The 18,549-nt window shown below is 52.9% G+C and carries 14 protein-coding genes and 1 pseudogene; 11 read left to right on the forward strand and 4 right to left on the reverse strand.

From position 1 onward, the window contains the following. Nucleotides 1-115: 115 nt before the first annotated feature. From dbpA to ACT3RR_RS06635, 3 genes are all read left to right on the forward strand, one after another. Nucleotides 116-1,498: an ATP-dependent RNA helicase DbpA gene (dbpA, locus tag ACT3RR_RS06625; RefSeq protein WP_496199980.1), complete on the forward strand. Its 1,383-nt coding sequence runs from the start codon at nt 116-118 to the stop codon at nt 1,496-1,498. Between the two features lie 163 nt (nt 1,499-1,661). Next, nucleotides 1,662-2,027, forward strand: coding sequence for a protein YebF (yebF, locus tag ACT3RR_RS06630; protein WP_496199981.1), 366 nt, complete (start codon nt 1,662-1,664; stop codon nt 2,025-2,027). Between the two features lie 148 nt (nt 2,028-2,175). Then, complete coding sequence (locus ACT3RR_RS06635) at nt 2,176-4,230, forward strand: S9 family peptidase (protein ID WP_496199982.1); 2,055 nt, start codon at nt 2,176-2,178, stop codon at nt 4,228-4,230. A 64-nt stretch (nt 4,231-4,294) separates the two neighbouring features. Here the strand turns inward: ACT3RR_RS06635 and exoX are convergent, their stop codons facing one another. Continuing rightward, nucleotides 4,295-4,957: an exodeoxyribonuclease X gene (exoX, locus tag ACT3RR_RS06640; RefSeq protein WP_496199983.1), complete on the reverse strand. Its 663-nt coding sequence runs from the start codon at nt 4,955-4,957 to the stop codon at nt 4,295-4,297. Between the two features lie 669 nt (nt 4,958-5,626). On the opposite strand from exoX, the gene pip reads away from it, so the two are divergent. Continuing rightward, the gene (pip, locus tag ACT3RR_RS06645) at nt 5,627-6,580 is read left to right on the forward strand and encodes a prolyl aminopeptidase (protein ID WP_496199984.1); all 954 of its coding nucleotides are present in this window, start codon (nt 5,627-5,629) and stop codon (nt 6,578-6,580) included. A 34-nt stretch (nt 6,581-6,614) separates the two neighbouring features. On the opposite strand, the gene ACT3RR_RS06650 is transcribed toward pip, so the two are convergent. Further along, entirely contained in the window at nt 6,615-6,845 is a 231-nt protein-coding gene (locus ACT3RR_RS06650; protein WP_353502486.1) for a DNA polymerase III subunit theta, read from the reverse strand. 385 nt (nt 6,846-7,230) lie between these two features. Here ACT3RR_RS06650 and ftnA point away from each other — a divergent pair, with 385 nt between their 5' ends. The 4 genes from ftnA (at nt 7,231) to ACT3RR_RS06670 (ending at nt 9,636) form a co-directional block, all read left to right on the forward strand. Continuing rightward, entirely contained in the window at nt 7,231-7,737 is a 507-nt protein-coding gene (gene ftnA / locus ACT3RR_RS06655; protein WP_034791262.1) for a non-heme ferritin, read from the forward strand. Between the two features lie 217 nt (nt 7,738-7,954). Then, nucleotides 7,955-8,341, forward strand: coding sequence for a copper homeostasis periplasmic binding protein CopC (copC, locus tag ACT3RR_RS06660; protein ID WP_396130920.1), 387 nt, complete (start codon nt 7,955-7,957; stop codon nt 8,339-8,341). A 3-nt stretch (nt 8,342-8,344) separates the two neighbouring features. Continuing rightward, a complete protein-coding gene (gene copD, locus ACT3RR_RS06665) occupies nt 8,345-9,229 on the forward strand; it encodes a copper homeostasis membrane protein CopD (protein WP_496199985.1) in 885 nt (294 codons plus the stop codon). Nucleotides 9,230-9,300: 71 nt separating this feature from the next. Beyond that, nucleotides 9,301-9,636, forward strand: coding sequence for a YebY family protein (locus tag ACT3RR_RS06670; protein ID WP_353502484.1), 336 nt, complete (start codon nt 9,301-9,303; stop codon nt 9,634-9,636). Nucleotides 9,637-9,995: 359 nt separating this feature from the next. On the opposite strand, the pseudogene ACT3RR_RS06675 reads toward ACT3RR_RS06670, so the two are convergent. Then, nucleotides 9,996-10,189: pseudogene (locus ACT3RR_RS06675) on the reverse strand (tyrosine-type recombinase/integrase); the annotation flags it as partial. Between the two features lie 93 nt (nt 10,190-10,282). Between ACT3RR_RS06675 and ACT3RR_RS06680 the strand changes: the two are divergent. Further along, nucleotides 10,283-10,981, forward strand: a complete 699-nt coding sequence (locus ACT3RR_RS06680) for an extensin-like domain-containing protein (RefSeq protein WP_496199986.1) — start codon at nt 10,283-10,285, stop codon at nt 10,979-10,981. 9 nt (nt 10,982-10,990) lie between these two features. Here the strand turns inward: ACT3RR_RS06680 and ACT3RR_RS06685 are convergent, their stop codons facing one another. Further along, on the reverse strand, nt 10,991-12,178 hold the full coding sequence (locus ACT3RR_RS06685; RefSeq protein ID WP_496199987.1) for a M20 aminoacylase family protein: 1,188 nt from the start codon (nt 12,176-12,178) through the stop codon (nt 10,991-10,993). Nucleotides 12,179-12,956: 778 nt separating this feature from the next. Between ACT3RR_RS06685 and ACT3RR_RS06690 the strand changes: the two genes are divergently transcribed. Both ACT3RR_RS06690 and ACT3RR_RS06695 read left to right on the forward strand, forming a co-directional pair. Continuing rightward, nucleotides 12,957-15,539 carry a WG repeat-containing protein gene (locus ACT3RR_RS06690; RefSeq protein WP_496199988.1) on the forward strand — a complete coding sequence of 861 codons (2,583 nt, stop codon included), beginning with the start codon at nt 12,957-12,959 and terminating at the stop codon, nt 15,537-15,539. Beyond that, nucleotides 15,536-18,505 (forward strand): WG repeat-containing protein, encoded by a 2,970-nt coding sequence (locus ACT3RR_RS06695; RefSeq protein ID WP_496199989.1) that lies wholly within the window; start codon nt 15,536-15,538, stop codon nt 18,503-18,505. Before ACT3RR_RS06690 ends, ACT3RR_RS06695 begins: the two co-directional genes overlap by 4 nt. Nucleotides 18,506-18,549 lie beyond the last annotated feature (44 nt).

Raw genomic sequence — 18,549 nt, forward strand, 5'->3', positions numbered from 1 at the left:
ACGTTCGCTGAGTAAGGCGGGCAGGCCGTCTCTCTGTTATCATTTAGCCCAAATCATGGCGCCGTTTTTTCCGTCGCTGCCCCGAATTTTCTGCCTTATATAAAGAGTTATCGCCTTGAGCACGCATTCATTCTCCGTCCTGCCACTGCCCGCCGAGCAGCTATCTAACTTGTCCGAGCTGGGTTATGCCGAAATGACCCCCATTCAGGCCGCGTCTTTACCGGCTATCCTGCAAGGGCAGGACGTCCGCGCCAAAGCCAAAACGGGCAGCGGTAAAACGGCCGCGTTTGGCATCGGGCTGCTGGATAAAATCACCGTCGGGCAATTCGTGACCCAGTCGCTGGTGCTCTGTCCAACCCGTGAACTGGCCGATCAGGTCAGCAAAGAGCTACGCCGTCTGGCACGCTTCACCCAGAACATTAAAATTTTGACCCTGTGCGGCGGCCAGGCCATCGGACCTCAGCTTGAGTCTCTGGTGCATCCCGCGCATATCATCGTCGGCACGCCGGGCCGTATTCAGGAGCACCTGCGTAAAGGCACGCTTAAGCTGGATCAGCTGAAGGTGCTGGTGCTGGACGAAGCGGATCGCATGCTGGATATGGGCTTTAGCGAAGATATCGAAGACGTAGTGAGCTACGCGCCGCAAGATCGCCAAACCCTGCTGTTCTCCGCCACTTATCCGGAAGGCATCGAGCGCATCAGCAACAAATTCCAGCGTCAGCCGGTGAAAGTTGAAATTGAAGGCGAAGATGACATTGCCGACATCAAACAAGTGTTCATTGAAACCGACCGCAACCAGCGTCTGGCGCTGCTCACGGCGGTACTGTATCAGCACCAGCCAGCTTCCTGCGTGGTGTTCTGTAACACCAAGCGCGACTGCCAGGAGATTTACGAAGCACTGGCAGGCAAGGGCATTAGCGCGCTGGCGCTAAATGGCGATTTGGAACAGCGCGACCGCGATCGTGTGTTGGTGCGTTTCTCCAACGGCAGTTGCCGCGTGCTGGTGGCAACCGACGTCGCCGCGCGCGGTTTGGACATCAAACAGCTGAGTCTGGTGATCAACTACGAGCTGTCGTTTGATCCGGAAGTCCACGTCCACCGCGTAGGCCGTACGGGCCGTGCAGGCACCAGCGGCTTGGCGGTGAGTCTGGTCACGCCGCAGGAAATGGTGCGCGTTCACGCGCTGGAAGATTACACCCGTCAGGCCGTGGTTTGGCAGCCTGCCGCGCAGGTCATGTCTGCACCGCCCGTGGCGTTGGACCCTGAAATGGCGACCTTGTGCATCGACGGCGGCCGTAAAGCCAAGATCCGTCCCGGCGATATTTTAGGTGCCTTGACCGGTGATGCCGGGCTGACGGCGGCAGAAGTGGGGAAAATCGATATGTTCCCGGTTCACGCCTATGTAGCGATTCGCCAGAAAAGCGCCAAGAAAGCCCTGCAACGCTTGCAGGAAGGCAAAATCAAAGGCAAAAGCTGCAAAGCCATTATCCTGCGATAAGCCAGCAGCCGAGAAATAAGTTCGCGCCGCCGCCATGTTAACGTTGTGTTATGATCTTGTCATAGATTAACATGTGCCTGTTAAATATGACCCTGCATTAAGCAAGGATATCGCTTAATGCAGCGTTCGGTCAGGGACAGAATCCGCATTCGGGAGTCGAAACGTGAACAAATTAATTCTTAGCGCAGTGGTGGCAGTAGCAGGATTGAGTGGCGCAGCGCAGGCCGCGCAGACCTCGGAGCAGCAAAGTCGCACCATAACCATCGCGCCTTGCAACAATGCCAGCAAGGATGAAGTGGCCGCTTTGGTAAAACGTGATTTTCTGCAAAACCGTATTACCCGTTGGGACGAAGATAAAAAACTGCTCGGCACCTCAACGCCGGTGGTGTGGATCTCCCCCGACAATATTACGGGCGATAGCGCCAACTGGAGCGTTCCGGTGAAAGCGCGCGGTAATCGCGCTGAGAAAACCTATCCGGTAACGCTTAACTGCCAGATTGGCCAGATCACCTACGGCACGCCGCACTAATTCTGCTTAAAGCGCCTCGGCACCTTGCCCAACGGCGCTTACTCTTGCTGTTTCCTGCTCCCCACCTCGCTTGCCCGCTTAATGCTTGGTTTCGCAAAATAAACCTGTCACTCTGCATAAACCTTCAAGAATATTGAGAGAAAGCCTGATGATCACACCTCCAAAGGCTGAAAAACGCCCTAAAACGCTATCCATCCACGGTGAAGACCGTGTCGATAATTACTATTGGCTGCGTGACGATGACCGCGCCAACAGCGACGTGCTGAGCTATTTGCAGGCGGAAAACGCCTATACCGAACAGGCGCTGTTACCCCATCAGGCGCTGCGCGAAACCCTGTATCAAGAGATGGTGGCGCGCATCGCGCAGCAGGACCACTCGGTACCTTATGTCAAACACAGCTATCGCTATCAGACCCGCTACGAGCCGGGCAATGAATACGCGATCTATCTGCGCCAGCCAGCCGCCGAGAGCGAGCAGTGGCAGACGCTGATTGACGGCAATGAGCGCGCCAGCGACAGCGAGTTCTACACGCTGGGCGGTCTGGATATCAGCCCGGACAACAAGCTGATGGCCGTCTCGGAAGATTTCCTCTCTCGTCGCCAATATGACATTCGCATCAAGAATTTGCAGGATGAGAGCTGGAACGATGACCTGCTGAAGAACACCGCAGGCAGCGAGTGGGCCAACGACTCCCAGACCCTGTATTACGTGCGTAAACATAAAAAGACGCTGTTGCCATATCAGGTTTACCGCCACACCGTCGGCACCGATCCGAAAAACGACCAACTGGTGTATGAAGAGAAGGATGACACTTTCTACGTCGGTCTGGATAAAACCACCTCCGACCAGTATGTGATTATTCATCTCGACAGCACCACCACCTCCGAAGTGCTGCTGCTAGACGCCAACGACCCGCAGGCCAAGCCGCAGGTATTCGTCCCGCGCCGTAAAGACCACGAATACGGGCTGGACCACTATCAGGGCCATTTCTACATTCGCTCCAACCGCGACATCGCCGCGCCAAAAGACGGTAAAAACTTCGGTTTATACAAAAGCGCCGATAACAACGAAGCCAGCTGGCAGACGCTGATCGCCCCGCGCGAGGCGGTGATGCTGGAGGGCTTTAGCCTGTTCCGCGACTGGCTGGTGGTGGAAGAGCGCGAGCAGGGGCTGACCAACCTGCGCCAGATCCACTGGGCGACGGGTGAAGAGAAGTCCCTAAGCTTTGATGACCCGACCTATGTGACCTGGCTGGCCTACAACCCAGAGCCGGACACCTCGCTGCTGCGCTATGGCTACTCCTCAATGACCACGCCAAGCTCGCTGTTTGAGCTGAATCTGGACACCGGCGAGCGCAGGCTATTGAAGCAGCAGGAAGTGAAAGATTTCGACGCGGCCAACTACCGCAGCGAGCGCGTTTGGGTAACCGCGCGCGACGGCGTGAAAGTGCCGGTTTCGCTGGTATACCGCCGTGATACCTTCAAACCCAACAGCAACCCGCTGCTGGTTTATGGCTACGGCTCTTACGGCAGCAGTATGGACCCGGCATTTAGCGGCAGCCGCCTGAGTCTGTTGGATCGCGGCTTTGTCTTCGCTCTGGCACACATTCGCGGCGGCGCAGAGCTGGGCCAGCAGTGGTATGACAACGGCAAGCTGCTCAACAAAATGAACACCTTCCACGACTTCATCGACGTCACCAAAGAACTAGTGGCCGAGGGCTATGGCGAAGCCAGTCAGGTTTATGCCATGGGCGGCAGCGCCGGCGGCTTGCTGATGGGCGCGGTGATTAACCAGGCGCCGGAGTTATATCGCGGCATAGTCGCGCAGGTACCCTTTGTTGACGTGGTGACCACCATGCTCGACGAGTCTATCCCCCTGACCACCGGCGAGTATGACGAGTGGGGCAATCCGAATGACAAAACCTACTACGACTATATTCTGCAATATAGCCCGTACGATCAGGTCAAGGCGCAGGATTACCCGAATATGCTGGTGACCACCGGCCTGCATGATTCTCAGGTGCAATACTGGGAACCGGCCAAGTGGGTGGCGAAGCTGCGTGAGTTGAAAACTGACGATAACCAGCTGCTGATGTATACCGATATGGATTCCGGCCACGGCGGCAAGTCGGGGCGCTTCAAGGCTTACGAAGACATTGCGCTGGAATATGCTTTTGTTCTGGCACTGGCGGGAAAGTCGTAATTCTATGAGTTAATAGCGCGGCCTTTTCGCAATGAAAGGGCCGCGTGACGTCAGCAAGTTCTTATTACTTCTCCAGAAAATGCTCAATGCTAAAGCGCATATCGCCGCTTAAATCTTTAATCGACTTCAACATCCAGCGCAGATAATCCGGGTCTTGCAGCGCGATATCTTCAATCTTCTGCCCGCGATACTTACCAAATTTCAGCGTCCGCAGCAGGGTCGGGCGGTTGCTTATCTCGACCATTTTCTCCGCGCTCCAGCCTGAATCGACAATAATTCGCTTGAGCAGCGCGGCGGTGACATAGCAATCATACAACGCGCGGTGCGGGTACAGGCCTTCGGGAACGGTGACGTCGAGCTTCAGGGCGTAGCGCAGATACTGGTTGCTGTAACGAATATTCGGATACAGCGCCTGTGCCAGCTTCAGGGTGCAAATCCACTGCCCGTGCATCTCAGGCAGCACGCCGCGATCGAAAGCCGCGTTGTGCGCCACGTAATACTGGCTGCCGTGATACTTGCCGATGACCGCCGCGATGCGCGGTTTGCCGTCGACCATCTCTTCAGTGATGTGGTGGATGGCCATCGCCTCATGGCTAATCGGCCGATCTGGGCTTATCAGGTCGCTCATCGGCTGCACAATCTCGCCGTCTATCAGGTCGACGGTGGCGATTTCAACAATGCCGCCGTCCAGGCCACAGGTTTCCGTATCAATTACCCGGAATGTCATACCGATTCTCCTGTTTGGTTCTTATTAATGAGCAAGCTTCTCAATGATCAAAGTGTAAAGGATAGGTGGCCCCTGACCAACCCTCCGCACTTTTCTGCGGATGGCCCTGTGCGGAGAACAACATGCCAGCAGATAGCGGTGATGGCGCTGACGCAGAGGGTAAATAAACAAAAAAACCCGCTATCAGCGGGTTTGTATCAATACGAAACGGTGTGACTTAAATGACTCAAGAAACAGTTAAGCGGCTGCCTTTTTGGCTTTCTTATCAGCTTTTTTCTCAGCTGGCGTTTTCAGCGGCTTCTTCTTCGCATTCTTTTTGCTATCCATTCCTTTACTCATGGTGGCTTGCCTCTCTAAAGCTAGTGGATTGGGTTGCTCACCTATTTACTGCTTAATTCGCTCAACTTGCAATAGCGGGCGGCGAGGTTTCGCTCAACGGCATGTTTCTATGCGAGTTATTGTTTTTTGACCTGCTCTTATGAGGAATTTTTTGCAGCGTTATGCCGTTTCTTTATACAACGGCGCTGATTTACTGTGCGACTGATTGAAAAAATGCATTTTTTTATTGTTAACAACATGTTGTTGATTGACCGGGTTAGCCTGATGCGCTGTTATGAGAAAGCGTAAATGAGAAATTGATATTCTGGACCTCAAAAAACAGGAAACGCCATGCCGAAATTGAAAGGTTTATATCCGCCAAGAGAGGCGTATGCCAGCGGGATGCTGGACACCGGCGACGGTCACCAGATTTATTGGGAGCGCAGCGGTAATCCGCAGGGCAAACCGGCGGTGTTTATTCACGGCGGGCCGGGCGGCGGCTGTTCCTCTGTTCATCGCCAGTTGTTTAATCCCAACGATTACGACGTCATGCTGTTTGACCAGCGCGGCTGCGGGCGATCCAAACCTCACGCCAGTCTGGACAACAACACTACCTGGCATTTGGTCGAAGATATTGAGCGTCTGCGCAAAATGGCGGGCGTGGATAAGTGGCTGGTGTTTGGTGGTTCTTGGGGCGCGACGCTGGCGCTGGCCTACGCCCAGACCCATCCCGAGCACGTCAGTGAAATCGTCCTGCGCGGCATCTTCACCCTGAGAAAGCAGGAGCTGCATTGGTACTATCAGGAAGGCGCGTCGCGCTTCTTCCCTGACAAATGGCAGCGCATGTTATCGATTTTATCGCCAGAAGAGCGGTGGGACGTGATGGCGGCTTACCGTAAACGCCTCACCTCCGACGATCGGGCCGTGCAGCTCGAAGCAGCAAAAATCTGGAGCCTGTGGGAAGGGGAGACGGTCACGCTGCTGCCGACGGAAGACGCGGCATCCTTTGGCGAAGATGATTTTGCTCTGGCCTTCGCGCGCATTGAGAATCACTACTTCACCCATATGGGCTTTTTAGACAGTGACGATCAGCTGCTGAAGAACGTCGAGCGTATTCGGCACATTCCGGGAGTTATCATTCACGGGCGCTATGATATGGCCTGTCAGGTGCAGAATGCGTGGGATCTGGCGCAGGCCTGGCCGGAAGCTGACCTGCATATCATTGAAGGGGCGGGGCACTCGTTTGACGAGCCGGGCATTCTCGACCAGCTGATTCGCGCCAACGAGCGTTTCGCCCGCGCTTAAGGCTTCAACCCGCGCCTGCTGGCCGAGCTTAAGGCTACTTTTGCTTAGGTTCGTACGGCAGGCGTGAGTATTTGTGCGACTCTGCACGATAGTGCGCCACGCGCTCGCGGAAGTAATCCCGCAGGTGTGCCGGCTGTTCGCGCTCGGCCATTTCCGCCACCACCGGCATGTTGTAGCGCTCTTTGAACGCCACGGCAGACGCGGCTAAATCAACGTTCACCTTATCCATCTCTTCTTTACTCAGATCAGCCAAATTCTTGTTCATTGATTTTCCCCAAAGCGAGCCTTGGCGCGCATTGTACTCGACCCAGCGCGTTGGGTGAATGTTCACAGCCCATTTTTAATCTGCTAATTAATTTCAGGTAATAAGAATCATTCTTGATTATTTTCGAAAATATGGCGGGAAATAGCTTAAAAAGAAATAAATAAAGAATAAGAATGATTCTCTTTTAATATTTAGATTCGCTGTGAATAATTCTCAATAAGATTTGAAAGAAATTTATAATTCGTTATTTATCAATGTATTATATATTTTCATTATTTATATCATTATTATTGTGAATAAGGTGTTTTTATTTTGTTCTACGATCGGCATAATGCGTGAAAATAATGAATTCATCCTGCTACTCGCCAATTTATGTGGAGCTATTATGCTTAAAAAAGAAATGATCGATCAGTTGAATGAACAACTGAATCTTGAGTTCTACTCTGCCAATTTATATCTGCAAATGAGCGCATGGTGCAGCGATAAAGGTTTTGAAGGCGCCGCCGCTTTCCTGATGCAACATTCGCAGGAAGAGATGGAACACATGCACCGCCTGTTCAAATACGTCAGCGACACCGGCGCTCTGCCACTGCTGGGTGCGATTGCCGCGCCGCCGGTGGAGTTTGAGTCACTGTCCGACGTCTTCCAGCAGACTTACGAGCATGAGCAGCACATCACCACCAAAATCAATGAACTTGCTGATCTGGCTATGACGCTGAAAGATTACTCTTCCTTCAACTTCCTGCAGTGGTACGTGGCAGAGCAGCATGAAGAAGAAACCTTGTTCAAATCTGTTCTGGATAAACTGGGACTGGTTAGCAACACCGGCAATGGTCTGTTCTTCGTCGACAAAGATCTGAAAGGCATGGTCAACCAAGGTCCATCAGCCTAATTACTTCGTCGTCAAACGTCTGGTAATAAACCGCAGTAAGCTTCAGGGCAACCTGATAGCGCTGCGGTTTTTTTGTTTTTGCCTTGGGGCAAAAAGTGCCAAACTTCGGCTCTGCTTAACGATTCCCTAAACCATCCCTTAAATTTGACAGACTTGCAGGGCGACTTTGCGCTAAAGTTGCGGCGTTAAAATCCCTCAACCAGAAAGCTAAGGAAAAATTGTGTCGCAAAAATCCTCTTCTCTCTGCCGTATTTTGGCTACTTCCGCGGTGCTTGCTTTAGGTCTTATGTCACAACAGGCTCTGGCGCACGCTCACTTGAAAACTGAAACCCCGGCTGCCGATACCACCCTTAAATCTGCACCCACCGAGCTGACTCTGGGCTTCAGCGAAGGGATTGAACCTAATTTCAGCAAGGTCGCGCTGAGCGGTCCTGACAACAAAGCTATCGAGACGGGCAAACTGGCTCTGGCGGCCAACGACAAGACTCAGGCCATCGTGCCTCTGAATGCGCCTTTGAAGGCGGGCAAATACACCGTTTCATGGCACGTCGTTTCAGTGGATGGTCACAAAACTGAGGGGCAGTACAGTTTCACGGTGCAATAAGCCATGACTCTGGCCACTTTGTTTGTTCTGTGCCGGTTTTTCCATTTTGCCGCGGTGATGCAGATATTTGGCATCAGCGTGATGACGGGACTGCTGGCACCGAAAGGATTCGCAACAGGGTTGCTTAACCAGAATCATCGCCTGATGACCCTTTCGGTCGGGGTCGCCGCGCTAACGGCGGTTGGCATGCTGGCGATTCAAGCTGGATTGATGGGCAACGGCCTTGAGGATTGTTTAAACCTCAATGTCTGGTTACTGGTGCTGACCACCACCTTTGGTGAGGTCTGGCGCTGGCACCTGTTACTCACTACGATTGCGCTGATGGTGTGGCTGATGGACTGGCTGCCGGGGCGGGTGATGCTGATGTTCTTAACCAGCACCGGCCTGCTGTTCAGCCAGGCACTGATTGGTCACGCGGCCATGAACGAAGGCGCGCTGGGCCTGTTGCAACGCGGTAATCACACCTTGCACCTGCTAAGCGCCGCCTACTGGTTCGGTAGCTTACTGCCACTGTTAGGTTGCCTGCTTTACACCGAACGGGACGAGACGCGGCCTTACGCCATAGCGACGCTCATTCGCTTCTCAACCTGCGGGCACGTGGCGGTCGCGCTGGTGATCCTCACCGGGATACTCAACAGCGCCATTATTTTGCAACGCCTGCCCACCGACCTGTCGTCGCGATATATCCAGCTGCTGTTGGTTAAAATCACGCTGGTGGTGGTGATGACCGGCGTGGCGATATTTAATCGCTATCGGTTAGTTCCGCTGATCCCGACCCAGCCGCAGTTGGCCTATCAGCGACTGGCTTCCGCCACCAAGCTTGAGTTAGTGCTATCGCTAGTGGTGATGCTGCTGGTCAGCTGGTTTGCCACGCTGTCACCGTTCTAAATTAGATAGCGGGGAAGGGCGACTCGCTTCGGCGTGATCACGTTTTAAAGTTAGTTATAAAGGAAAAAGCCATGAGGAAAACACTCCTTGCCACTCTGCTGCTCGCTGTGTCAGCCAGCAGCTTCGCCGCGCCTGAGCTAGTGACGGTTTCACGTCTCCAGTATGGCAAAGATTGGGCATTCACCCGCGAAGAAGTCATGCTGCAATGCCGTGCAGGCAAGGCGCTGTATGTGATTAACGACAGCACGCTGGCCCAGTATCCCCTGAACGATGTCGCGCGCGAGCAGGTGAAGAGCCACAAAGTACAGGCCGTGCCGCTGGATAAGATCCTGCTCGACGACCCGAAAAACCCAGGCCAGAAAATGAGCCTCGCTCCATTCATTGCCAAAGCCGAGACCCTTTGCTAAGTCTTAAAGCCCTGCTCTATGCCAGCAATTTCACCTCTGTTTTGAGATTGTTATCACAAAGAGCAACTAATTTAGCGAAGTTATTATCACTTGGTTACAAGTTGATTGGAAAACGAGCAACTCTCAACTACGCTTTAAGTTGTACGGCTTAACCGCCTGCATTAATGCCAACTTTTAGCGCACGGCTCTCTCCCAAGAGCCATTTCCCTAGACCGAATATAGGAATCGTATTCGGTCTTTTTTTTGGTTATTGATTTTAAAGAGTTATTTTCAGGAAAAACGAAAATCACACGAAATTCTGTATTCGGTCTTTTACAGAATTGCGTATTCTTTCCCTCTGGTATCGAATCACTTGGCTGTCACTTTTTCAGATTTATGCCCAGCAATTTCATCGCAAATTCCTTCCCTTTCTCCATCTCGTACAACCTGCCGTCTAGACTCCTAATTTCATGAAAAGTAGGTGGGCTATCTTTAAACTTAATTCCAGTGGCATTTATCGCCGTAACAAATTTTTGGTCAAACCATCAGGAGTTAAAAAAAAGTCCGGGCTATTCATTTCCCCACAAACCTCACCCATACACTAAAATTACCCCAAAACTCACCCTTCTAGCTGTACACTAAACCCACAACCATAAGGACCCTGCTGATGAAGTATGTGGTTGTTCTGATCATTGTCTTGGTCGCTCTGCTGTATGCGGCGCCTTGGATCACGGAGAGGGTGCCTTCGCGCTATAACCCTTTTACGCCGTTGTCTGTTAACGATCCGCCGAATGTTATTACCAAGTACAAACTCCGTCGGTTGGACAATGATCCTGAGGCTTGTTTGGCAGTGCTTGATAGCGCGGAACAGGAGGGGGCGATTACTTTCACGCGAGTTGCCAGCACGCAGGGGAACTGCCCGTTGCAGTCTCCGGTGCGGGTGCAGAAATTCGGTTCGGTCTCTTTAAGCTCAAGCTTTTTGGCGAGTTGTAGATTGGCGCTGAGTAGCGCGATGTTTGTTTCGCAGGTCGCGAAACCTCAGTCCGAAGCACAGCTGGGAGCCGGGCTGACTCGAATTGACCATCTTGGCAGCTATGCCTGTCGCAATGTTTATCATCGTGCAGAAGGGCGGTTAAGCGAACATGCCACGGCGGAAGCCTTGGATGTTGGGGGATTCCGGCTTGCCGATGGCAGAAATATCACGGTGCTGAAAGCCTGGAAGCAGGATGACGCCAGCGGCAGTTTTATCCGCGATATGTTCAATCGCAGCTGCCCTTACTTTGGTAACTCCATTGGGCCAGACTATAACGCAGCGCACGCCAATCACTTCCACTTAGGCATGCGCTGGTTTGGTTTTTGCCGCTAACCTTCTGAATTAATCAAGGTTCTCAGTCAGGTAACGCTCGACTAAACGGGTCCAGTAAGCCGCGCCGATAGTTAGGCTGTCGTCGTTGAAATCATAGGCTGGGTTGTGCAGCACGGCGCTATTGCCATTGCCCAAGCGCAAGAAGCAGCCCGGCTTGTTCTGCAAGAAGTAAGCAAAGTCCTCGCTGCCTGAAATCGGCGGCAAGTTGTCCACCACGTTTTCTTCCCCGAGCAACTCTTTCGCCACCTCTAAGGCAAAGGCCGTTTCCTGCGCATGATTCACCAGCACCGGATAGCCCGGCACATACTCAATCTCCGCCACCGCGCCATAGCCCGCGCTGTGCAGTTCGGCTAAAGAACGGATGCGCTCTTCAAGAATTTTACGCACTCCGGCGTCGAAAGAGCGCACGCTCATTTCAATGCGGGCAGTTTCAGGGATGACGTTAGACGCGTGGCCTGCGTGCAGCGAGCCAATAGTGACGACGGCGGTTTCGTTCGGATCGATATTGCGCGAAACCACGGTTTGCAGCGCCACCACCAAGCTGCTGGCGACCAGAATAGGGTCAACGGTCATGTGCGGGCGCGCAGCATGGCCGCCTTTGCCGCGAATGGTGATATTCACCGTGTCACACGCCGCCATAAATGGCCCGGCGCGGAACATCATTTTATCTGCCGGATAGCCCGGATGGTTGTGCAGCCCGTAGACCGCATCGCAAGGGAAACGCTCGAACAGGCCCTCTTCAAGCATGCGCTGCGCGCCACTGTTGAAACCAATCTCTTCGGCTGGCTGGAAGATAAGGTGCACGGTACCGGAGAAGTTTTTGCTGCGGGCCAACTGTTTGGCGGCACCTAACAGCATGGTGGTGTGGCCGTCGTGGCCGCAGGCATGCATCACGCCTGAAGTCTGGCTGGCATAGGCCGCGCCGGTCTCTTCATTAATAGGCAGGGCGTCCATATCCGCACGAATACCAATGCTGCGATTGCCCGTGCCACGTTTCATGGTGCCAACGACGCCGTGCCCGCCCACGCCCATGGTGACGTGATAGCCGAGCTGGCTGAGTTCTTTAGCAACGAAATCGGCGGTTTTGGCCTCTTCGTTGGAGAGTTCCGGGTGTTGATGCAGGTGTTGGCGAATCTCACGTAGGCCAGTCTCAAGGTCGGCCACGTCGGCCACGGTACAAAAATTTTTATTATTCATGGCGTCATTCAGTCTGATGGAAAAGAGATCGGCTTGGGGCCGAACGGCGGTGATGCTCGAAATACAGAATGCAGTCTGGTTGGGGGGATGGCAATAAGCAAACTGAGCTATTTCGACTCTTTTTCAATTGTTGGAATGTTCAATCTAATAACGCTATGTAACTGATGTAACGGTTAATATTTTTTACGAGGTTTCTTGGAAACTGGTAAGTCGGGGATAGACGCCGATGGCGGTTTTTTCTACGATTGTGCAGAAGGAAATTGCACATCGCCGAACGCTGGAAAGTTGTAAATAGAGGTTTTTATGGACACATTTTCAGTTGGGAAGCGTTCAATCCATAAGTGTGCAAAAGCAACGCGAAAATAAATCTTAAAATAACGTTGAGTTTTCATGCAGAAGTGCCGTTATTAAGTGTATTCATGCGGGTTGAGGCAATAAAATAGCTGCTTTTTATCTCACAAGCTGACACCCTGTAAGCCGTAGCGTGTAAGTACCATTGAACTTGATTATTCACGGATTTTTACCGTTTAACGCGTCACTAGCGAAATCATCAGGGTTATGTGCGCTAAACTTTCTTATTATCTTGTCATAAGGGAATCGGATGATTTGCTCCGAAACACTCAAACATCTCAGAAACTTCAGCGCCTTAGCGATAGTTCTGAATGCTACTTTTAGCTTGCCGGCCCACGCAGACGATGCTTGGTTGCGGGCGTGCAGTAACGCCAAAACAGCTGAAAAGTGCCAATTGCCTTTCCAGCAAGGCTTATCCCCGGTTTTGATGGGGGCCTCGCGCGATGCCCAAGGGCTGTGGGGTTATGTTGATCTCACCGGCCATATGGTCATTGAACCTCAGTTCCGCGAAGTCAGCGGCTTCTCTAATGATATTGCCGCGGCGAAGAAAGACGATCTCTTTGGCTACATAGATAAGAAAGGCCATTGGGTAATTGAACCTCGCTTTACCCGCGCGACGGATTTTAATGCCGCCGGTACTGCGTTGGTGGTCATCGATAATCGTCTGGCGCTGATTGACCGCAAAGGCGCGGTGATTCAGACCCTGCCATTTGGTGCATCGCTGGACAGTGAAGGTTTTGTCAAAGGACAGGCGCTGGCGAGCGTTCAGACTCAGGTTCCTCCTGCGCTGTGGAATGCTGAGACCAGCAAATCCCTCGCATTACCCGATGACGTGATGGCGCTTCAAGAGCCGCAGTCAGGACTGATTCCAGCTCAGAAGCGTGATACTGCCGACAGCGGCTACTGGGGATATCTTGATCAGAATGGCGAATGGGCCGTTGATCCAATGGTATTGAAAACACGCAATGCGCCGGTGCTCAATGGCGATATTATTGCTGTAAAAGATAAAACTGATTGGGCATTCCTTGATAAACAAGGCGTTGCGGTCAGCAAAGAAAAATACAAAGCCGTACATGCCCTGAAATCAGGCAGTTGGTTAGTCACCACTGATAACGGCGGTCATCAACTGCTCAGCAGTACCCTGGAGAAAGTTCAGGATCTTGCCGCCGATCAGGCTGAAGACTTGCAAGACTGGGGCGACTGGTTAGTCGCTAAAGGCAGCAAAGGGGTAACCCTTATCGGCCCACAGAATCAAATCGTCAATGTTAAAGCCACCAAGCCGCAGTTACTGCTGCAAAATGGCAACCTGTGGGTTAGCCAAAATGAGGGTAAAACGCCTCAAGTTGTGCAGGTTTATAACAGTAATGGCGTCGGTCTTCTGGCGGATTCCGTGCTGAATGCACTGCGTGATTATCAGGTTCAGCCTTTAGGTGCCCATGAGTTAGGCAATGGTAATGGCGAGCAAAATGCACAAGCACAGGGGTTACCTTGGGCACTGCTCAAACCGAATGACGCCAAAAAATCTGTCGCGATCTTAACGTCGCAAGGCGAAGTGTTCTCCGATCCGCAGTGGGCCAGCATTGAAGGCGATATTCGCCATGCGCCGCTGTTGGTGCAAACCGAGAATCATAAAATGGGCGCCATTGATGCCGATGGCAAATGGGCGATTCAGCCAACCTTCGCGCAAATTACCCCTTTCACCGGTGATTACAGCTGGGCGACGACTGAAGATAATAAGCCTGAAAGCAAACGCATTATCGATAGTCACGGCAACGTCATCGATGCGCCAGACAACATTTTGCAGAGCGGTCAGCGTATTAGTTCCGGCGTACTGCTGACGGCGGAAGGTGAAGGCAAAGATCGTCGCTGGGGCCTGTGGGACATTCAAAGCAAAAGTGTATTAGCCGCGCCGCAATTCTTTGAAGTCGATGACTTTAAAGAGGGTTATGCCGTGGCAAGAGCCGATGGCGGCTGGGGCGTGATTAATCGCGCCGGCCAATGGGCGATTGCTCCTGACCAAGAACGCTCAGGCAAGCCACAATATATTGGCGATGCCATGTTTAGCATCTCCGACGATGACCAGCCGAATGATGCAGCGAACACTCAGCAGCATTTCAGCTTGTTTAATGCCGCTAATGGACAGTCGGTCGCCAGCAACTTGCTTGGTAAGCCGCTAAACGTGGGCAAAGAACATTGGCTGGTACAGCCTGCCGAGGGCGGTGTTGCTTTAATCGACAACGATGGGCGCGCTGCGGTGAGCAAGGCAATTATCCCTTCATCCGTTAATATCGATAACGAGTGGGTGCTGCTTGGATTTGGCCCGCGCTTCGGCGCCATTGATAGTCAGGGTCAATGGCAAGTTCAGCCTCTCTATTCCGCCGCGCTGAATTTTGTTCAGCCACAGGATTGGGCCAGTGCCGTCAGCGATAATCATGTCATGCTGATTGATACTTCGGGTGGCGAGCCGCTGGAAGGCTTCGAAACAGCTGAACCTCTCTCCTCGATGGCACGGTTGGTGCTCAACGATAATGCCACCGGCGAAACGGTGCTGTTTGATAACTCAGGTCACGAAGTTCAGCGTTATCCGGGGCTAAGTAGCGTGCAGGTCAACGACGCCAGCGAAGGGACGGTGCCATTTAAAGACACTAACGGTCTTTTCGGCCTGATTGACACGAATGGCAAGAAAGTGATCGGCTCCTATTTCGATAAGATTGGCGGCATGAATGATGGCCTGGCGAAAGCCATGAAACAGGCGACCTATGGTGCGAACTTTGGTTATATCAATCTGGCCGGGCGCTTTGCCGTGGTGCCTGAGTTTGAATGGGCTGAAGACTTTAGTGAAAAGCGTGCATGGGCAGGAATGAAAGGTCAGGCGCAGTTGCTTAATACTAATGGAAACGTGCTGGCGCAGCTCGAAGTGCACTGTAATCAGCGCATCATTACTGATGCCAAAGGGCACCAGTTCTGGCCGCTGAAGCCGGTGACTTGCGCCAATGGGAGTGGTCAATGACCGACAGAGTTGGCCGTATTTCCCTGCGCGCGGCGATTCGCGGCGCGGTTTATACTGGCAGCATGATGGCTATGGTCGGGTTTGCTTATCCGGCTCTGGCCGAGCCAAGTAATGCCTGTTTTGCTGACGCTAACCCGACGGATGCCTCGCATCTGGCAGAGCTCGCTTTACCTGCAACGCAAAATCTCTGCATTCGCAATGTTCGTGAAGGTCGCGCGGCGGTTCAACTGCCGGCAGCCCAACAGCTCTTAGTCGAAAATCCGGCCCAGCCAGAGGGGGCTGCGAACCCGCCTGCCGCCTCTGAACCTCAGCCCGCCGCTTCGCCTTCGCCAGCAACGCCAACTGGCAACCGTTGGGGCTTCCTTGATGCTCAAGGCCAGCTGGTTATTAAGCCGATGTTCGATAGTGTTGGCGATTTCCACTATGGTGCGGCGAAAGTCGAACAAGAGGGGAAATGGGGATTCATCGACACCAGCGGTAACTGGATAATCAAACCGACTTTCGACCAGGCAGAGAACTTTACCCAGTCAGGTTTGGCCGTCGTGACGGTCAATGGCAAAGCGCAAATTATCGATCGTAAAGGTGGCCAAGTCGGCCAGCCGCTAGATGACTTGGTGGATACGGCGACGTTAAGCGATGGTGAGCCTGCGCGTCTGCGTTTGGATTATAAAACAGTGCTTCTCGCCCCCGACGAGTCGCGCCACGTTGCCAGCGATAAGATGGAAATTTTGCAGCCGTTTGGTAAAAACCAGCTGTTTATCGCGCGCGGCATTGAGGGCTTTGGTATTGCAGATCAAAACCTCGAATGGCGGCTTAAACCTCAGTTTAAAAACATTCAGTTAGATGCCAATAATCAGCGTTTAGCCTTAGCGACTGGCGATGATGGCATCACGCTGATTCGCGCCGATGGCACTACGGATACGCAAAAATATCTCTCCGTAAAAGCCGTGACGCCAGAGTTTTGGCTGGCAAAAACGGCGGATGACGTAAAACTGTTGGATAACAGCAGCGCGGTGGTGGCGTCTTTTGAGCAACAGCAAGCGAATTCGCTGATCTATCAGGGCAATTATGTTCTGTCGGCTCAGGGGAAAGAGTCGGTTGACATCTATGTGCCGGGTAAAAAAGCCATCTTGAGCCTGCCTGCGGGAAGTGTGCCGCTGATTCAAGATACGGGTGATTTCCTGCTGACCGTCAAAGATGGCTCACCGAAAGTGAATGCCATTATCTCCGCCTCTGGCGGCATGATTGGCGGCGCGCAAAATGTGGCCTGGCTTGGGCAAATTGCTGACAGCGACGTAATTATCGGCAACCTGTGGCTTAAAAACGAGCAGGGAAAAGTTATCAATATCGTGGATAGCAACGGCAAGGCGCTAATTGGCCAGAAGAACAACTCTGCTCTGGAAGGTTACCGTCTTGAGCCATTGCGCGGTAACGCCGCGTCCGAGACGGCGCCAATCGCCCTGATTCGCCCTGACTCCTCTTCAAAAACTGGCGCAGGTTTTATGCGTGCCGACGGTTCATTGCAGATTAATAGCAAGTGGCTGGACATTCAGCCCGCCGCAGCCGAAGTCACTGCTGACCCGAAAGGTGATATTTCCCAGCAATTTATTGTGAAAACCGCGCAGGGTACCGGCATCGTCGATGAGCAGGGGAAAGTGCGTGTTCCGCTGACCGAAGACAATATCTCGCCATTCGTACAGGGTTACGCGTTGGATTATTTGAATGGCAAACTGACCGCCATTGATACCAACGGCAAGCATTTCAATCTGCCTGATGCCTTTGAGCTTGAGTCTATCGGTAACGGCTGGTTCCGTTACCGCGAGACGGCATCTGAAGGTGCTCTTTGGGGGATTTACGACGTCCTCAGCCAGCAGGTTATCTCTTCGCCAGCTTATAAAAATGTCGATACCTACGCCGGTCAGCAGGCCGCTGTGCAATTGCCAAACGGTCTGTGGGGGCTGGTGGATGAGAGCGGCAAGCTGGTGGTTGACGCTAAATATGCCAAAGCTGAGCGAATCAATCCGGCACTCTGGTTGCTAACCAATCCTCTTGTTGCCGACCAGCCTGAAACCTCGGTATTGGCCTCGGTGATGGGGACGGACATCAAGCAGCGTATCGCCCCGACCACCGGTTTGGATGTTACGCAGTTCAAAGATGGCCGCATTTTGGCGACGGCGACGGGCGGGCAGTCCTGGTTGCTGAGCAGCCTGAGCAATGTCGAACTGCATGAGCAACAGACGCAAATCACCGCCGTGGGCGACTGGATAAAGCTGTCTCGCCAGCCGCAAGAGGGCTATCTGTCGGCACAGGGCGCTTGGCAAATCGAACCCGCGTTGGCGACGGAAAGCTCTGCTTTTGTGAAAGACCGAGCTTTGCGTAGCAGCGAGCAGGGTACCGAATTGATTGATAACGCGGGTACCCGGGTGGCGCAGATGCCTGCGGGGCAGTGGCACTGGCCGTTAGCCAGCGATATGCCGATGTCTTATGATGCTCAGGATGATGTTGCCACTACGCGCTATGTTGATAACACCGGCAAGTTAGCTTTGGCGGTACAGGGCAAAGCCAGTGTCATCAGCAATGGTCGTGCAGTTCTGACGCGTGACGACGGACAAAAGGTGTGGATTGATGGACAGGGTAAAGTGTTGCCTGACGTCAGCTATGCCGATCTTGGATTACCGGTAAATGATTTGGCCTTCGCCAAGGTGGACAACCACTACGGCTTTATTAACGCGGCGGGGCACTTTGTTATTCCTCCAGTGTTTGACGCGGTTTCTACCTTCGACAGCGGCGTGGCCATTGTTTCTACCGGTGATACATCAATGATGCTAGACACCAGTGGCAAACCTTTGGCGCGGGTGGATATTGAATGTGGCATACACGTGTTGTACGGCGCAGGCAGCACGCGCCAATGGCCAGCGGAGCTTCCCAATACCTGCACTGCTCCAGCAGCCGAAAGTAAAAAATAATGTGTACGTTTAACGCGCACCCTTTAATGAAAAAGGATAAAACA

This window comes from Ewingella sp. AOP8-B2-18 (assembly GCF_052376015.1).
Taxonomy (GTDB): domain Bacteria; phylum Pseudomonadota; class Gammaproteobacteria; order Enterobacterales; family Enterobacteriaceae; genus Ewingella; species Ewingella allii.